Source organism: Pseudomonas chlororaphis (assembly GCF_001921865.1).
Lineage (GTDB): Bacteria > Pseudomonadota > Gammaproteobacteria > Pseudomonadales > Pseudomonadaceae > Aquipseudomonas > Aquipseudomonas chlororaphis_D.
In genome coordinates this window covers 208,239-225,293 of the sequence record NZ_MSCT01000005.1, presented here as the reverse complement: position 1 = coordinate 225,293, position 17,055 = coordinate 208,239, and the positions used below count along the sequence as shown (strand labels likewise).

Annotated in this window: 13 protein-coding genes; 9 read left to right on the top strand and 4 right to left on the bottom strand. The window is 62.9% G+C overall.

The genetic code is table 11. From position 1 onward, the window contains the following. The first annotated feature begins 5 nt into the window (after nt 1-5). Genes BTN82_RS03905 through BTN82_RS03895 form a run of 3 tightly spaced genes read left to right on the top strand, consistent with a single transcriptional unit; the run spans nt 6 to nt 2,882 of the window. Entirely contained in the window at nt 6-932 is a 927-nt protein-coding gene (locus BTN82_RS03905; RefSeq protein ID WP_075117856.1) for an ABC transporter permease subunit, read from the top strand. 10 nt (nt 933-942) lie between these two features. Further along, entirely contained in the window at nt 943-1,911 is a 969-nt protein-coding gene (locus BTN82_RS03900; RefSeq protein WP_075117855.1) for an ABC transporter ATP-binding protein, read from the top strand. Next, nucleotides 1,911-2,882 (top strand): peptide ABC transporter ATP-binding protein, encoded by a 972-nt coding sequence (locus tag BTN82_RS03895; protein ID WP_075117854.1) that lies wholly within the window; start codon nt 1,911-1,913, stop codon nt 2,880-2,882. Before BTN82_RS03900 ends, BTN82_RS03895 begins: the two co-directional genes overlap by 1 nt. Nucleotides 2,883-3,010: 128 nt before the next feature. Here the strand turns inward: BTN82_RS03895 and BTN82_RS03890 are convergent, their stop codons facing one another. Beyond that, complete coding sequence (locus tag BTN82_RS03890) at nt 3,011-3,265, bottom strand: hypothetical protein (RefSeq protein ID WP_075117853.1); 255 nt, start codon at nt 3,263-3,265, stop codon at nt 3,011-3,013. A gap of 372 nt (nt 3,266-3,637) precedes the next feature. Continuing rightward, nucleotides 3,638-5,227 (bottom strand): peptide chain release factor 3, encoded by a 1,590-nt coding sequence (locus BTN82_RS03885; RefSeq protein WP_075117852.1) that lies wholly within the window; start codon nt 5,225-5,227, stop codon nt 3,638-3,640. A gap of 842 nt (nt 5,228-6,069) precedes the next feature. On the opposite strand from BTN82_RS03885, the gene BTN82_RS03880 reads away from it, so the two are divergent. The 6 genes from BTN82_RS03880 (at nt 6,070) to BTN82_RS03855 (ending at nt 15,270) form a co-directional block, all read left to right on the top strand. Next, a complete protein-coding gene (locus BTN82_RS03880) occupies nt 6,070-9,564 on the top strand; it encodes a GLUG motif-containing protein (RefSeq protein WP_075117851.1) in 3,495 nt (1,164 codons plus the stop codon). Between the two features lie 494 nt (nt 9,565-10,058). Then, complete coding sequence (locus BTN82_RS03875; RefSeq protein ID WP_186828351.1) at nt 10,059-10,793, top strand: ABC transporter permease; 735 nt, start codon at nt 10,059-10,061, stop codon at nt 10,791-10,793. Nucleotides 10,794-10,813: 20 nt separating this feature from the next. Beyond that, entirely contained in the window at nt 10,814-11,707 is an 894-nt protein-coding gene (locus tag BTN82_RS03870) for a glycine betaine ABC transporter substrate-binding protein (protein WP_075117849.1), read from the top strand. A 14-nt stretch (nt 11,708-11,721) separates the two neighbouring features. After that, the gene (locus BTN82_RS03865; RefSeq protein ID WP_075117848.1) at nt 11,722-12,375 is read left to right on the top strand and encodes an ABC transporter permease; all 654 of its coding nucleotides are present in this window, start codon (nt 11,722-11,724) and stop codon (nt 12,373-12,375) included. Next, nucleotides 12,372-13,529: a betaine/proline/choline family ABC transporter ATP-binding protein gene (locus BTN82_RS03860; protein WP_075117847.1), complete on the top strand. Its 1,158-nt coding sequence runs from the start codon at nt 12,372-12,374 to the stop codon at nt 13,527-13,529. Before BTN82_RS03865 ends, BTN82_RS03860 begins: the two co-directional genes overlap by 4 nt. Before the next feature lie 577 nt (nt 13,530-14,106). After that, nucleotides 14,107-15,270, top strand: a complete 1,164-nt coding sequence (locus BTN82_RS03855) for a type III PLP-dependent enzyme (RefSeq protein ID WP_075117846.1) — start codon at nt 14,107-14,109, stop codon at nt 15,268-15,270. 110 nt (nt 15,271-15,380) lie between these two features. Here the strand turns inward: BTN82_RS03855 and BTN82_RS03850 are convergent, their stop codons facing one another. Next, the gene (locus BTN82_RS03850; RefSeq protein ID WP_075117845.1) at nt 15,381-16,169 is read right to left on the bottom strand and encodes a tetratricopeptide repeat protein; all 789 of its coding nucleotides are present in this window, start codon (nt 16,167-16,169) and stop codon (nt 15,381-15,383) included. A gap of 2 nt (nt 16,170-16,171) precedes the next feature. Beyond that, nucleotides 16,172-16,852, bottom strand: a complete 681-nt coding sequence (locus tag BTN82_RS03845) for a Fe2+-dependent dioxygenase (RefSeq protein WP_075117844.1) — start codon at nt 16,850-16,852, stop codon at nt 16,172-16,174. Between the last annotated feature and the right edge of the window lie 203 nt (nt 16,853-17,055).

The following is a 17,055-nucleotide window of genomic DNA, read 5'->3' as shown; positions in this document are numbered from 1 at the left end:
TACTCATGAGCACTCCAACCTCCTCAGTGGCCACATCCGCCGTCGCCGTGGATCAAAGCCTGCTGTACCCCTCGCCCTACAAGGAATTCTGGCAAGCCTTCTCGCGCAACAAAGGCGCGGTGGCCGGCCTGCTGTTCATGCTGCTGGTGGTCTTCTGCGCGATCTTCGCGCCGTGGGTCGCCCCGCATAACCCGAGCGAGCAATACCGCGAGTTCCTGCTGACCCCGCCGGTCTGGCTCGAAGGCGGCCAATGGCAGTTCATCCTCGGCACCGACGAACTGGGCCGCGACCTGCTCTCGCGCCTGATCACCGGTTCGCGCCTGTCGCTGCTGATCGGCCTGTCGTCGGTGGTCATGTCGCTGATCCCGGGCATCCTCCTGGGCCTGTTCGCCGGGTTCTTCCCGCGTATGCTCGGCCCGACCATCATGCGCCTGATGGACATCATGCTGGCCCTGCCGTCCCTGCTGCTGGCCGTGGCGATCGTCGCCATCCTCGGCCCAGGCCTGATCAACACCGTGATCGCCATCGCCGTGGTGTCCCTGCCGTCCTACGTGCGCCTGACCCGCGCCGCGGTGATGGGCGAGCTGAACCGCGACTACGTGACCGCCGCGCGCCTGGCCGGTGCCGGCCTGCCGCGCCTGATGTTCATCACCGTGCTGCCCAACTGCATGGCGCCGCTGATCGTCCAGGCGACCCTGAGCTTCTCCTCGGCGATTCTCGACGCCGCGGCCCTGGGCTTCCTCGGCCTTGGCGTGCAACCGCCAACCCCCGAGTGGGGCACCATGCTGGCCTCGGCCCGCGACTACATCGAACGCGCCTGGTGGGTCGTGAGCCTGCCGGGTCTGACCATTTTGCTCAGCGTGCTGGCAATCAACCTGATGGGCGACGGCCTGCGCGATGCGCTGGACCCGAAACTCAAGAACGCCGCCTGAGGAGATTCCCATGTCATTGCTAGAAATCAAGAATCTCAACGTACGCTTCGGCGACGCCAAGGCCGTTCCCGTGGTGGATGGCCTGGACCTGAAAGTGGACAAGGGCGAAGTCCTGGCCATCGTCGGCGAGTCCGGCTCCGGCAAGTCCGTGACCATGATGGCCCTGATGGGGCTGATCGAGCACCCTGGCATCGTCACCGCCGACGCCTTGAGCTTCGACGGCCGCGACATGCTCAAGCTCAGCGCCCGGCAACGCCGGCAGATCGTCGGCAAGGACCTGGCCATGGTCTTCCAGGACCCGATGACCGCGCTGAACCCGAGCTACACCGTGGGCTTCCAGATCGAGGAAGTGCTGCGCCTGCACCTGAAGATGTCCGGCAAGGCGGCCCGCAAGCGTGCCATCGAACTGCTGGAAAAAGTCGAGATCCCGGGCGCCGCCAGCCGCATGGACGCCTACCCGCACCAACTGTCCGGCGGCATGAGCCAGCGCGTGGCGATTGCCATGGCGATTGCCGGCGAGCCGAAACTGCTGATCGCCGACGAACCGACCACCGCCCTGGACGTGACCATCCAGGCGCAGATCATGGAGCTGCTGCTGGCCCTGCAGAAAGAGCAGAACATGGGCCTGGTGCTGATCACCCACGACCTCGCGGTGGTGGCCGAAACCGCCCAGCGCGTGTGCGTGATGTACGCCGGCCAAGCGGTGGAAGTAGGCCAGGTACCGGAGCTGTTCGACATCCCCGCGCACCCTTACAGCGAAGCGCTGCTGGCGGCGATTCCCGAGCACAGCATGGGCGCCGCGCGCCTGTCGACCCTGCCGGGCATCGTTCCCGGCCGCTACGACCGTCCGCAGGGTTGCCTGCTGTCGCCGCGCTGCCCGTACGTGCAGGAAAACTGCCGTCAGCAGCGCCCCAGCCTCGATCCGAAAACCGCCAGCCTCGCGCGCTGCTTCTACCCGCTGAATCAGGAGGTGGCGTAATGGCCGTCGTTCTTACCGCCCGCAACCTGACCCGCCACTACGAAGTGTCCCGCGGTCTGTTCAAGGGCCACGCCACCGTGCGCGCCCTCAATGGCGTGTCGTTCGAGCTCGAAGCCGGCAAGACCCTGGCGGTGGTCGGCGAATCCGGCTGCGGCAAGTCCACCCTGGCCCGCGCCCTGACCCTGATCGAGGAGCCGTCTTCGGGCTCGCTGAAAATCGCCGGCCAGGAAGTCGCCGGCGCCGACAAGGCTCAGCGCAAACAGCTGCGCAAAGACGTGCAGATGGTGTTCCAGAGCCCCTATGCCTCGCTCAACCCGCGGCAGAAGATCGGCGACCAGTTGGCCGAACCGCTGCTGATCAACACCCAGCTGTCGGCCAGCGAGCGGCGGGAAAAGGTCCAGGCGATGATGAAGCAGGTGGGCCTGCGCCCCGAGCATTATCAGCGCTACCCGCACATGTTCTCCGGCGGCCAGCGCCAGCGTATCGCCCTGGCCCGCGCCATGATGCTGCAACCGAAAGTGCTGGTGGCGGACGAACCGACCTCGGCGCTGGACGTGTCGATCCAGGCCCAGGTGCTGAACCTGTTCATGGACCTGCAGCAGGAGTTCAACACTGCCTACGTGTTCATCTCCCACAACCTGGCGGTGGTGCGTCACGTCGCCGACCACGTGATGGTGATGTACCTCGGCCGACCGGTGGAAATGGGCCCGAAGGAGGACATCTACACCCGTCCCCTGCACCCTTATACCCAGGCGCTGCTGTCGGCCACGCCGACCATCCACCCGGACCCGGACAAGCCGAAGATCAAGATCGTCGGCGAACTGCCCAACCCGTTGAACCCGCCACCCGGCTGCGCCTTCCACAAGCGCTGCCCGTACGCCACCGAGCGTTGCAGCAGCGAAGAACCACTGCTGCGCCAGCTCGACAGCCGCCAGGTGGCCTGCCACTACGCCGAACAGTTCCTCGGCTGACCGGCAAAAAAAGGCGCCGTGGTCACCCACGGCGCCTCACACAGCGTTGACCCAACCCCTCCTGCCGGATTGCGCATCAGTCCGGCAGGAGGGGTTTTCTTTTTCCGTCAAAGCGGGTCAATCCCGCCTCAACCCTTACTGTCGTCGTCGGGGTTATCGGTATCCGGTTCGTCGGTGGTCGAATCGTCGTCGCCCTCGCTACCGCCCTGGCCCTGATCCCCGGGCTCGGACTCCGACTTGGCGATCATCTGCACGCCGCCCTGCGCATGCCCCGGCACCCAGAACCCAGGCGCCGGCTGGCTGCCGGCCCAGGCCGCGGACGTTCCCAAAGACAGCATCACCAGCACCTTGAGCAACAGCACAACCCGTTGGAAAACCTTCATGTTGGTTAGTCCTTTATAGGTGGATCAATGATGGCCACAGGCCCTGGTTTTCCGGGCCTGGCTTCGTATGAAACCTAGCCCCGAAGCCGGTGTTTTTCCAGATAGGAAGCTAGCTATTCGCCCATTGGATAGACCGCTTTCGACTAGGCCATAAAACAGCTGGTTATGCCCCTCCCCCTTGTAGGAGCGAGCTTGCTCGCGACGGCGCCCGCTCAGGCAATGGGTTTCTCCAGGCAGAACCCGCGGTGGCCGGTTTGGGGCTGCTGCGCAGCCCATCGCGAGCAAGCTCGCTCCTACAGGGGATATATGTCAGGTATAAAAAAGCCCCGCTGTTTGGGCAGCGGGGCTTTGGGGTGAGACGTCGCTCAGACCTTAGTGATGCTCGCGGGTCGCGCGGAATTTCACGTCCGGCCAGCGCTCCTCCATCAGCGCCAGGTTGACCCGAGTCGGGGCCAGGTAAGTCAGGTGACCGCCGCCGTCCAGCGCCAGGTTTTCCACAGCCTTGTTGGAGAATTCCTCGAGCTTCTTCTTATCGCTGCACTCGATCCAGCGCGCGGACCACACGGTGATCGGCTCGTAGGAACACTCGACCTTGTATTCCTCCTTCAGGCGGCTGGCGACCACATCGAACTGCAGCACACCGACGGCGCCGAGGATGATGTCGTTGCTGCGCTCGGGGAAAAACACCTGGGTCGCGCCCTCTTCGGCCAGCTGTTGCAGGCCCTGGCGCAGTTGCTTGGATTTGAGCGGGTCCCTCAGGCGCACGCGGCGGAACAGTTCCGGGGCGAAGTGCGGGATGCCGGTGAAACCCAGGGCCTCGCCTTCGGTGAAGGTGTCGCCGATCTGGATGGTGCCGTGGTTGTGCAAGCCGATGATGTCGCCGGCATAGGCCTCTTCGAGCTGTTCGCGCTCGGAGGAGAAGAAGGTCAGGGCATCGCCGATGCGCACGTCCTTGCCGGTGCGTACATGGCGCATCTTCATGCCCTTCTCGTACTTGCCCGAGCAGATACGCATGAAGGCGATACGGTCGCGGTGTTTGGGGTCCATGTTCGCCTGGATCTTGAACACGAAACCGCTGAATTTCTCTTCCTGCGGCTGCACGGTACGCTCGTTGGCGACGCGCGCCAGCGGCAGCGGCGCCCAGTCGACGACCGCGTCGAGCACATGGTCGACACCGAAGTTGCCCAGGGCGGTCCCGAAGAATACCGGCGTCAGCTGGCCGTCGAGAAACTCCTGCTGGTCGAACTCGTGGCAGGCGCCCTGTACCAGTTCAAGCTGTTCGATGAAACGCTCGTACTCGTCGCCCAGGTGAGCGCGGGCTTCGTCGGAGTCGAGTTTCTGGATGATCTTGGTCTCGGTGCGCTCATGACCGTGGCCGGCGGTGTAGACAATGATGTAGTCGCCCGCCAGGTGGTACACGCCCTTGAAGTCGCGGTAGCAACCGATCGGCCAGGTGATGGGCGCCGCCTTGATCTTCAACACCGCTTCGATTTCGTCGAGCAGCTCGATCGGGTCGCGGATGTCGCGGTCGAGTTTGTTGATGAAGCTGACGATCGGCGTGTCGCGCAGCCGGCAGACGTCCATCAGGGCGATGGTCCGTGGCTCTACGCCCTTGCCGCCGTCGAGCACCATCAGCGCCGAGTCCACCGCGGTCAGGGTGCGGTAGGTGTCTTCGGAGAAGTCTTCGTGGCCCGGGGTGTCGAGCAGGTTGATCATGTGATCGCGATACGGGAACTGCATGACCGACGTGGTAATGGAAATACCCCGCTGCTTCTCCATCTCCATCCAGTCGGAGGTGGCATGGCGGTCGGACTTGCGCGACTTCACCGTACCGGCGACGGCAATCGCCTTGCCCATCAGCAAGAGCTTCTCGGTGATGGTGGTCTTACCCGCATCCGGGTGGGAAATAATGGCGAAGGTGCGTCTGGCGTTGACTTCGTTGACGATTTGACTATCGGACATCGCTTGGGATCTCGATTGCGTGCAGCGCGGGGCACGCAGTTAAAAAATGACCTTTGGCCGATTGCAAAGGCCAATACAGAGAACCGCGCATGTTAACAAATAGCGCTCGAAAATACCCGCCAGGATGACACCCGGCTGTTCCGTGCCCAATCGGCAGGCCTGCTTCCGGGCGCCGTAAAAACACAATAGAACGCCGGAAGATAACCGAAGCAATGCAAATATCCCGGTACCAGGTTATCGAGCGAACGCCGACAAGACTTTCCTTCTGCCCTCAAACAAACACCCTTCAAGATAAAAAGTTAAAACAGAAAAACATGCTCCATTAACAACACTCCAATCGACAATATAAAAATCAACTAAGCGCCAACAACCCCGACAAGTAACAACCTGAACACGTTCAAACCTATCTGTGTCGCCCGACGCCTCGCCCCAGGGCCACCGCGCCTTTAATGGCGGTTAATTAACCCTCTTCTCATGCAAACAACAAACTTGCCTGCCTGAACAACCATTCGACTGACGACTACCAGCGACAGCGGACCACATCCATTTAAGGAAACGCCCCTATAGAGCTTCAGACTGTTCTGAGTTCCCCCCAAACAGGCGGCTGGTAGATTCAACCCGCCAACTCAACGACTTCCTGTCACTCACCTATCCCATCGCACGTTCTCGAGCGGTTTCATCTGTGCCTGCTCCACCAGCAGTGCTGCCTGACCGCCCGGCAGGAAGAGCCAACAGCAGCCCGGAACCCACGCCGCCGACCCGCCTCATGGCGCTCCGGACTTTCTGAGCACGACCCATTCTGCTGGGGAGATCAGCAGAGTTTTCACACAAGAGGACGCATCATGAACAAGAGCTATGCATTGGTCTGGAACCAGGCCCTGGGCTGCTGGAACGTTGCCAGCGAATGGACCCGCCGACGCGGCAAGGCCGGGCGCAGCAAGGCAGTGATCGCCGCGGGCGTCTCGCTGCTCGGCCTGCTCGCCCAGGCACCGGCCTTCGCCCTGCCCAGCGGAGCCGATATAGTCGCCGGCGATGGCGGCATGAGCACCTCCGTCGACGGCAAGCATCTGACCATCGACCAGCAGAGCAACAAGCTGATCACCCACTGGAACGACTTCAACGTCGGTGCCGATGAGCGGGTCAGCTTCCAGCAACCCGGCCGCGACGCCGTCGCCCTCAACCGCGTCATCGGCACCCACGGCAGCGACATCCAGGGCCGGATCGACGCCAACGGCCAGGTGTTCCTGATCAACCCCAACGGCGTGCTGTTCGGCAAGTCGGCCCAGGTCAATGTCGGCGGCCTGGTGGTCTCGACCCAAAACCTCGCCGACAAGGATTTCCTCGACGGCAACCTGCATTTCACCGGCAACTCCAGCGCCAGTATCAGCAACGCCGGCACCCTCGCCGCCAGCGACGGCGGCAGTGTCGCCCTGCTCGGCGCCCAGGTCAGCAACAACGGCGTGATCCAGGCCAACCTGGGTAACGTCGTGCTGGGCGCGGGCAAGGACATGACCCTCAACTTCGACGGCAACGGCTTGCTCAACCTGCAGATCAGCGACGGCGCGGTGGATGCCCTGGTGCAAAACGGCGGCCTGATCAAGGCCGACGGCGGCCAGGTACTGATGACCGCCAAAAGCGCCGACAGCCTGCTCAAGACCGTGGTCAGCAACCAGGGCACGATCGAGGCCAGGACGCTGCAGAGCAAGTCGGGCCGGATCGTCCTCGATGGCGGCGATCGCGGCATCGTGCAGGTCGCCGGCAAGCAGGACGCCAGCGCTCTCGGCGCCCAGGGCAACGGCGGCGTCGTGGAAAACCGCGGCGCCCAAGTCGATGTGCAATTGGCCGCGCAAGTGGATACCCGGGCCGACAAAGGCGAAACCGGTTCCTGGAAAATCCGCGCCAACACCCTCAATGTTGCCAGCCAGGAAAGCGGGGCAGGTCAAGCTGGCCAGAACAACCTGGGCAAGCTCACCAGCAACAACTCGACCCTGCGCACCGAAACCCTGACGGCCAACCTGAACAACACCCATATCGAGCTGACCAGCGGCAACGATCTGTCGGTCAAGGCTCCGCTGTCCTGGAGCAGCGGCAACACGCTGAGCCTGAACGCCGAGCGCGGCGACGTCCGTGTCGATGCCGCGCTGACCGCCACCGGCGACAAGGCCCGCCTGGCCCTGAGCGCCCGTAACGGCAGCGTCCGCCTGAACGACGATATCCGCCTCACTGGCGCGGGCGCGGGACTGGAGCTGAATACCGGCAACCAAGGCCACGCCATCAAGGACAGCAAGGCGGTGACGCTGTCGGGCGCCGGGGCAACCTTCCGGGCCAACGGCCAGGACTATCTGGTCATCCAGGACCTGACGCAATTGCGCGCCGTCGACAAGGACCTGAAGGGGCGCTACGTACTGGGCAACAAGATCGCCGGTAACGGCGCCAGCTTCCTGTCTCTGGCCGACCGGAGCGGGTTCTACGGGGTGTTCGACGGCCTGGGTAACAGCATCGATAACCTGTCGGTCTACGGCACCGGGGCGTTTGTCGGCCTGTTCAGTTCCAACGCAGGCGAAATCCGTAACCTGAACCTCGACCGTATCTCGGTCAGCGGCGCGCGCTCCACCCACTACAACACCCAGGTCGGCACCCTGGCGGGCGTCAACATTGGCCGTATCGATAACGTCAAGGCCAGCAATGTACGCGTCACCGGCGCCGACCACCTCAACACCCTGGGCGGGCTGGTGGCGCTGAACCTGGAGAACGGCAGCATCGCCAACTCCTCGGCCAGCGGCAGCGTGATCGCCAACAGCCACACCTACGCCATGGGCGGACTGGTGGGAGAAAACATCGGCAATGCCAGGGGCGTTGCCAGCATCGACAACAGCCACTCCGACGTGGCGCTGAGCGGGCACTCGTCCTACATCAGCGCGGGTGGCCTGGTCGGTGTCAACCGCAACGCCCGGATCACCAACAGCAGCAGCGCCGGCTCGATCGCCCTGAGCGGCGACAGCCAGGAACTGGGCGGCCTGGTCGGCCTCAACGAAGGTACCTCCGCGACCCGCCTGACCAACGTCAGCTCCTCCGTCAGCGTCAAGGGAACCGGCAAGGACGGTTTCTTCGGCGGGCTGATCGGCCACAACAATGGCGGCACCGTGACCAACGCCTCCGCCACCGGCAGCGTGACCGGCAACAATGCCCAGGCCATCGGCGGACTGATCGGCTACAACAATGGCGGCACGGTGACCAATGCCTCGGCCAGCGGCGATGTGAGTGGCGTCCGCACCCAGAACATCGGTGGCCTGATCGGCTTCAACATCGCCAGCGCCGTGACCAACGTCTCCGCCAGCGGCAAGGTGACCGGCAACGGCTCCCAGGCCATCGGCGGACTGATCGGCAGGAACCGGGCCAGTAGGCTCACCGGAGCCTCGGCCAGCGGTGATGTGCTGGATACCGCCAGCCTGAATGTCGGCGGCCTGGTGGGCTTGAACGAATCGAGCAACCAGACCAACGTCAAGGCCCTGGGCAACGTGACTGGGGGCTCGGGCGCCAATGTCGGCGGCTTGATCGGCCTCAACTCCGGCAGCTCGCTGACCAACGCCTCCGCCAGCGGCAAAGTGACCGGCAACGGCACCCAGGCCATCGGCGGGTTGATCGGCCAGCATATCCAGGGCTCGCTCACCAACGCCTCGGCCATTGGCGAGGTCATGGACAAGAATGGTCGTAACCTGGGTGGCCTGATCGGCTCCAGCCAAGGCGGCAGCCATAACAACCTCAAGGCTTCCGGAAACGTCACCGGCGGCGCCAATGCCAATGTCGGCGGGTTGATCGGCCTGCACACCAGCGGCTCGCTGAGCAATGCCTCGGCGCGTGGCCAGGTCGTTGCCGGCAACTCGTCGATCGTCGGCGGGCTGATCGGCCAGGGCCGCAACACTACCCTGCGCAACACCTCGGCCTCCGGCGCGGTAACCGGCGGGGCCAACACCCAGGCCGGTGGCCTGGTCGGTAACCTGGCCAGTGGCAGCATCGCCAATTCTTCGGCCACCGGCGATGTCGAGGCCAGCAACGAAAGCCACGTGGGCGGCCTGGTCGGCTGGAACAACGGCCAGATCAGCAACGCGTCGGCGTCAGGCAAAGTCACCGGCAACACCGGCTCGGCGATTGGCGGGCTGGTGGGTGGCAATAGCGGCTCGGTTCGCCTGTCGTCGGCTAGCGGCAAGATCGTGTCCCTGGGTGCCGACAACGTGTATGGCGGCCTGATTGGGGTGAACCTCGGCCAGCAGTCACTCAATAGCGTCGAAGGCGAAGCCGCCAAGGTACCGATGATCGGCCGTAACTTCACCTTCTGAACCCATCCCCACGCCGGGTAAACCGGTAGCCGGCCGGGCCTGTCCATAGGTCTGGCCGGCGATTCAAATGGCCGCGAGGTCTGCTCTCGACCTCATCTCGAATCCTCAATGCCGAACCCTGTAACCACTGCCAAAGGTGCAGGTTTTGCGACGGCTTCGCCGCCGTTCGCAGCCTCGCTACGCTCGACAGCGGCTACAGGACGGTCATGCAACGATCACTCGACGCAGGTGCGGCAAAGGGGCATCAGATGTATCGGACTTACCGGACAAAGGGTGGCCAAGCGCTGCCAAATATGGAACCTTTTAAAAGGTGGAGGCGTCCACTCCCCTGTTACGAGCTTTCGTCAGGGGTAGAAAAATCAGCAAGTTAGCCTGACGGGGCTATGCGTATGGCTCGATCCGACGCTGTTTCCAGCGCATCGACGAGCTGCTTCTCGCGAACGTTCTTTTGGCAGCCAGGCATGGCTTTGCCACACGAAAGAATGCTCGCCGACATGAAAAGGAGTCCGCCTGTGGCTATTCGCTATGGCAAAGGGCTGATAGGAGGCGTCGCGGTCATCGCGCTCCTGGCCCTGCTGGTCCATTGGATCGGCATCACAACGATCGAACACTACCGCGACGATCTGCTGTTTTACCTGCAAGCCCATCTGTACCTGGTACTCGCTTCAATGTTCGCCGCCCTCGTGGTGGGGATACCCGCCGGCATCCTACTCAGCCGACCATCGATGGTCGGGCGTGCCGAGCGCTTCATGCAAGTGTTCAACATCGGTAACACCGTCCCTCCCCTGGCCGTCCTGGCCATCGCCCTGGGGATCCTCGGCATCGGCAGCGGGCCGGCGATCTTCGCCCTGTTCCTGGCCTCCTTGCTACCCATCGTGCGCAACACCTACGAGGGCCTGAAAAACGTCCAGGGTTCCCTCAAGGAAGCCGCCGTCGGCATTGGCATGACGCCGCGCCAGGTGCTGTGGAAAGTCGAGCTGCCCAACGCCGTGCCGATCATCGTCGGTGGCGTGCGCGTGGCCCTGGCGATCAACGTCGGCACCGCGCCGCTGGCCTTCCTGATCGGCGCCAACAGCCTTGGCAGCCTGATCTTCCCCGGCATCGCCCTGAACAATCAGCCGCAACTGCTGCTCGGCGCGGCTTGCACCGCCTTGCTGGCCCTGCTGCTCGACGGTCTGGTGACACTGGCCAGCCGCCTCTGGCTGGAACGCGGCCTGCGCCCGTCTTAAGCCTGCGCGAAGGAACTCACATGAAAAAAATAGCTTTGATCATAAGCTGCGTCCTGCTGTGCGCGGGCATTGCCCAAGCCGCGCAAAAGCCGCTGATCCGCATCGGCGCCCGGGTTTTCACCGAGCAGACGCTGCTGGCGGAAATCACCGCGCAATACCTGCGCAGCAAGGGCTACGAGACCCGGGTCACCGGCGGCCTGGGCAGCAACCTGGCCCGCAGTGCCCACGAAAGCGGGCAGCTGGACATGCTCTGGGAATACACCGGGGTGTCCCTGGTGGCCTACAACCACGTGACGGAAAAACTCGACAGCCAACAGTCCTATGAACGGGTCAAGGAGCTCGACGGAAAAAAAGGCCTGGTCTGGCTGACTCCGTCGAAATTCAGCAACACCTACGCCCTGGCCCTGCCGGAAAAAATCGCCCGGGAATATCCGCAGGTCAACAGCGTCAGCGACCTGAAAAAAGTCCTCGACGCCGAGCGCAAGGACAACCCCCTGATCGCCCTGGACACCGAGTTCGCCAACCGCTCCGACGGCCTGCAAGGCATGGTCGAGCTGTACGGCATGGACCTGACTCGTCGCAACATCCGGCAGATGGACGCGGGCCTGGTCTACACCGCCCTGCGCAACGGCCAGGTGTTCGCCGGCCTGGTCTACACCACCGACGGCCGGCTCAACGCCTTCAAACTCAAGCTCCTGGAAGACGACCTGCACTACTTCCCGGACTACACCGCGGCCCCCGTGGTACGCCAGGCCTACCTCGACGCCCACCCGCAACTGGCCGCCGATCTCAAGCCGCTGGCCGAACTGTTCGACGACGAAACCATGCGCCAGCTCAACGCCCGGGTCGACGTCGACCATGAAAGCCCATCCGCCGTGGCCGCAGACTTCCTGCGCCAGCATCCATTGAATTGAGGGAGGAAAAAGCCATGGAATTGCTCAACGCCTTTTCCCATCTCGACTGGCAGCAGGTCCTCCAGCTGACCTGGCAGCACATCACCCTGGTGGGAGTCGCCGTGACCCTGGCGATCCTTTTCGGCGTGCCGCTGGGCATCCTGATGACTCGCTTCCCGACCCTCGCCGGCCCGCTGCAAGCCAGCGCCACGGTGCTGCTGACCATCCCCTCCATCGCCCTGTTCGGCCTGCTGCTGCCGTTCTATTCCAGGTTCGGCCAGGGCCTGGGGCCGCTGCCGGCGATCACCGCGGTATTCCTCTATTCGCTGCTGCCGATCATGCGCAACACCTACCTGGCGCTGACCGGCGTGGAACCGGGGATTCGCGAAGCCGCCCGCGGCATCGGCATGACCTTCGGCCAGCGCCTGCGCATGGTCGAGTTGCCGATCGCGGTGCCGGTGATTCTCGCCGGGGTACGCACCGCCGTGGTGATGAACATCGGCGTAATGACCATCGCCGCCACCATCGGCGCCGGCGGCCTGGGCGTACTCATTCTTGCTTCCATCAGCCGCAGCGACATGTCGATGCTGATCGTCGGCGCGGTGCTGGTCAGTCTCCTGGCGATCTTCGCCGATCTGTTTTTGCAGTGGCTGCAACGCTCTTTGACTCCAAAAGGATTACTCAAATGATCGAACTTCAAAACCTCAGCAAGACCTTCCAAAGCAACGGTAAAGATGTGAAAGCCGTGGACTCGGTAAGCCTGACCGTGAATGAAGGCGAAATCTGTGTGTTCCTCGGGCCATCGGGCTGCGGCAAAAGCACCACGCTGAAAATGATCAACCGCCTGATCAAGCCCACCTCGGGCAAGATCCTGATCAACGGCGAAGACACCACCGACCTCGACGAAGTGACCCTGCGCCGCAATATCGGCTACGTGATCCAGCAGATCGGCCTGTTCCCCAACATGACCATCGAGGAAAATATCGTGGTGGTGCCCAAGCTGCTCGGCTGGGACAAGCAGAAATGCCACGACCGCGCCCGCGAGCTGATGAGCATGATCAAGCTCGAACCCAAGCAGTACCTGCACCGTTACCCGCGCGAACTGTCCGGCGGCCAACAACAGCGCATCGGGGTGATTCGCGCGCTGGCGGCCGATGCGCCGCTGCTGCTGATGGACGAACCCTTCGGCGCGGTCGACCCGATCAACCGCGAGATGATCCAGAACGAGTTCTTCGAGATGCAGCGGGCCCTGAACAAGACCGTGATCATGGTCAGCCACGACATCGACGAAGCCATCAAGCTGGGGGACAAGATCGCCATCTTCCGCGCCGGCAAGCTGCTGCAAATCGACCACCCGGACACCCTGCTGGCGCACCCGGCGGACGACTTCGTGAGCAACTTCGTCGGCCAGGACAGCACCCTCAAGCGCCTGCTGCTGGTGAAAGCCGAAGACGCCGCCGACAACGCGCCATCGGTGAGCCCCGAAACGCCGGTGGCCGAAGCCCTGGAACTGATGGACGAGCACGACCGCCGCTACGTGGTAGTGACCTGCGCCGACAACAAGGCCCTGGGTTATGTACGCCGCCGCGACCTGCATCGCCAGACCGGCACCTGCGTGCAGTACCTGCGCGAGTTCAACGCCACCGCGGCCTACGACGAACACCTGCGGATCCTGTTGTCGCGGATGTACGAGTTCAACCGTTCGTGGTTGCCGGTGATGGATGCCGAGCGGGTGTTCCTCGGCGAGGTGACCCAGGAATCGATCGCCGCCTACCTCAGCTCCGGGCGCTCGCGCGGGATGAAGACCAACATTGTCTCGCCGGCGGAAACCGCACTGGCCTGACAAGCGCCCCGTCCCTGTCGCTGCCGAGGTGCTCAGCCCTGGCAGCCAGCCCATTCTGCAAGCCCTTCGCCGAGCGGAAAAAAATATAAACACCCGCTCTCGTGAAGGGCCTTCGGATAGGTGCCAGGAACCTGCCAAATCTCCCTCTGGTCGACCTTCTCGCAGGCAACGTCGCCGAAGTTGACGACATTATTGTTTTCGGTGAGTTGGCATGCAAAAGCATCGAACGTGCAGGTATTTTTAACACTTCATAAATCAACTGGAACATCTGTCCGTCATATCGGTCGGCTACAAAGAGGGATGCCCGCGACGTACGTCAGACCAGTACAAAAACGCGACATTTTTTGTTGATCTCAGGCCCCTCACGCCCTAAAGTTCGCGCCGAACGTCCATGCTGGAAACGATCCATCCGGCTCAAGTACTGACGACGAGACAGCAAGGCCATAGGGAGTCCCTCCAATGGCCTTTTTGCTTTCGGCGGCAATGCCTTGGGAAGTAGGCGAACCAAAGTGGGGATACGGAGGACGTTCATTTGCACCCATTTATTTTTCTGTTTGCCCTGTAGGAGCTCCCAGGTATGTCGATTCAGGTCGAAGACTATTTCGCGCGCGAAACCTTTCAGAAAATGAAGGCGTTCGCCGACAAGCAAGAAACCCCGTTCGTGGTCATCGACACCCAGATGATCGCCCAGGCCTACGATGACCTGCGCGCCGGCTTCGAGTTCGCCAAGGTCTACTACGCGGTCAAGGCCAACCCGGCCGTCGAGATCATCGACCTGCTGCGCGACAAGGGCTCGAACTTCGATATCGCCTCGATCTACGAACTGGACAAAGTGCTGAACCAGGGCGTGAGCCCGGATCGCATCAGCTACGGCAACACCATCAAGAAATCCAAGGACATCCGCTACTTCTATGAGAAGGGCGTGCGCCTGTACTCCACCGACTCCGAAGCCGACCTGCGCAACATCGCCAAGGCCGCGCCGGGCTCGAAAGTCTATGTACGGATCCTCACCGAAGGCTCGACCACTGCCGACTGGCCGCTGTCGCGCAAGTTCGGCTGCCAGACCGACATGGCCATGGACCTCTTGATCCTCGCCCGCGACCTGGGCCTGGTGCCTTACGGCGTGTCGTTCCATGTCGGCTCGCAACAGCGCGACATCAGTGTCTGGGACGCGGCGATCGCCAAGGTCAAGGTGATCTTCGAGCGCCTGAAAGAAGAAGACGGCATCCACCTCAAGCTGATCAACATGGGCGGCGGCTTCCCGGCCAACTACATCACCCGCACCAACAGCCTGGAAACCTACGCCGAGGAAATCATCCGTTTCCTCAAGGAAGACTTCGGCGACGACCTGCCGGAAATCATCCTCGAGCCAGGCCGTTCGCTGATTGCCAACGCCGGCATCCTGGTCAGCGAAGTGGTGCTGGTGGCGCGTAAATCCCGTACCGCGGTCGAGCGCTGGATCTACACCGACGTGGGTAAGTTCTCCGGCCTGATCGAAACCATGGACGAAGCCATCAAGTTCCCGATCTGGACCGAGAAGAAAGGCGAGACGGAAGAAGTGGTCATCGCCGGCCCTACCTGCGACAGCGCCGACATCATGTACGAGAACTACAAGTACGGCCTGCCGCTGAACCTGGCCATCGGCGACCGCCTGTACTGGCTGTCCACCGGTGCCTACACCACCAGCTACAGCGCGGTGGAATTCAACGGCTTCCCGCCGCTGAAATCCTTCTACCTGTAAGCGATACCCGGTAATGAAAAAGCCCATGACTGGTCATGGGCTTTTTTGTGCTTGCAAGAAAAGCAGTGTGGTTTGGAGCCCTGATACCGCATCGCGGGCAAGCCTCGCGCCTACAGGGGCAATTGGGCCAGGGCTTCGCGGTCGGTTTCATCACCCAGTTGCGCCGCCCGCTGGTGGTACGCCAGGGCCAGGCCACGGACCTGCGGATGGGCGGCCTGCAGCAAGGCGCCGCGCGCGACCCGCAGGAAGTTCAGGTTGCCGCCTTCCAGCGCCTTGTCCAGCCAACCCAGCGCCTCATCGAGACGCCCGGCATCGGCCAGCACCGCGGCATGGCTGAACTGCCCGCGGAAATCCCCGCCTTCGGCCGAGCGGCGATACCAGTCGCAGGCCGCGGCGAGATCCATCGGGCAGTGGCACCCCTCCTCCAGATAACGCCCCAAAAGATTCATCGACTTGGCATGGCCCATGGCCGCCGCGCGACGGTAGCAACTCAAGGCCAGGGCCTGGTTCTCGGCAACGCCACGGCCGGTGGCCAACAGATTCGCGTAGTTGTACAGCGCCCAGTCCAGCCCGGCTTCGGCGGCCTGGCGGTAATGCCCGGCCGCCGCGACGGCATCGGCCTCCCGACCCCAGCCATGCTCGCAGCAGCGCCCCAGCATGTTCCGCGCCATCAGGTGGCCGCCCCGCGCGGCGATCTCGAACCAGCGCAGCGCCAGCACCGGGTCGCGCTCGATGCCCTGGCCGTCGAGCAGGATCTGCCCCAGCAGCGCCTGGGCGTCGAGCACACCCTCCCCGGCTGCCAGCAGCACCGCCTGGGCGGCCCGGGCCGGGCTCTGCTCGAGCATGGCGCGGAGCTGCTCGCCGTCGAGGACTTCTTCGCGGCGCAACTGAAAACTCACGTTTACACCTCGACCCAGCGGCGCAACAGATTGTGGTAGGTGCCGGTCAGGCGGATCAGCGATGGGTGCTCCGGCAGGTCCCGGGTCAGTTGCTGGATCGCCTCGTCCATCTCGAACAGCAAGGCGCGCTGGCTGTCTTCGCGCACCAGGCTCTGGGTCCAGAAGAACGATGCATAACGAGTGCCGCGGGTGACCGCATTGACCTTGTGCAGGCTGGTGCCCGGGTACAGCACCATGTCGCCAGCCGGCAGCTTCACGCGCTGGGTGCCGAAAGTGTCCTGGATTTCCAGCTCGCCGCCGTCGTAGTCCTCCGGGTCACTGAAAAACAGGGTCGACGACAGGTCGGTGCGCACCCGTTCGGCGCTGCCCTTGGGCTGGCGCACGGCGTTGTCGATGTGAAAATCGAAACTGCCGCCGGCGGTGTAGCAGTTGAGCAGCGGCGGGAACACCTTGTGCGGCAGCGCCGCCGACATGAAGCGCGGGTGCTGCCACAAGCGCTCGAGCATCGCCGCGCCGATCTCCTGGGCCAGCGGATGGCCCTCGGGCAATTGCAGGTTGTGCTTGGCCTTGGCCGACTGGTACCCGGCCGTGATCTTGCCATCGGCCCAATCGGCCTGTTCCAGGGCCTCGCGAATCCGCAGGACTTCGTCACGGGAGAACAGACCAGGAATGTGCAGCAGCATGGCGCGGTACCTGAAAGCGAAAGAATCGCCAATGATATTAATTCTTATTGACGATGTAAAATGCCCAGACGAATGAAAACGTAAAAACCGTAAAGACAAATTGTAAAGAATGTAAATTATCCGCGAATAGTAATATTTCGCAATTGATACAGATACCTGTTCACCTTATATTCCGCCGCCTCAAAACCTTGGGGAGGGGAATT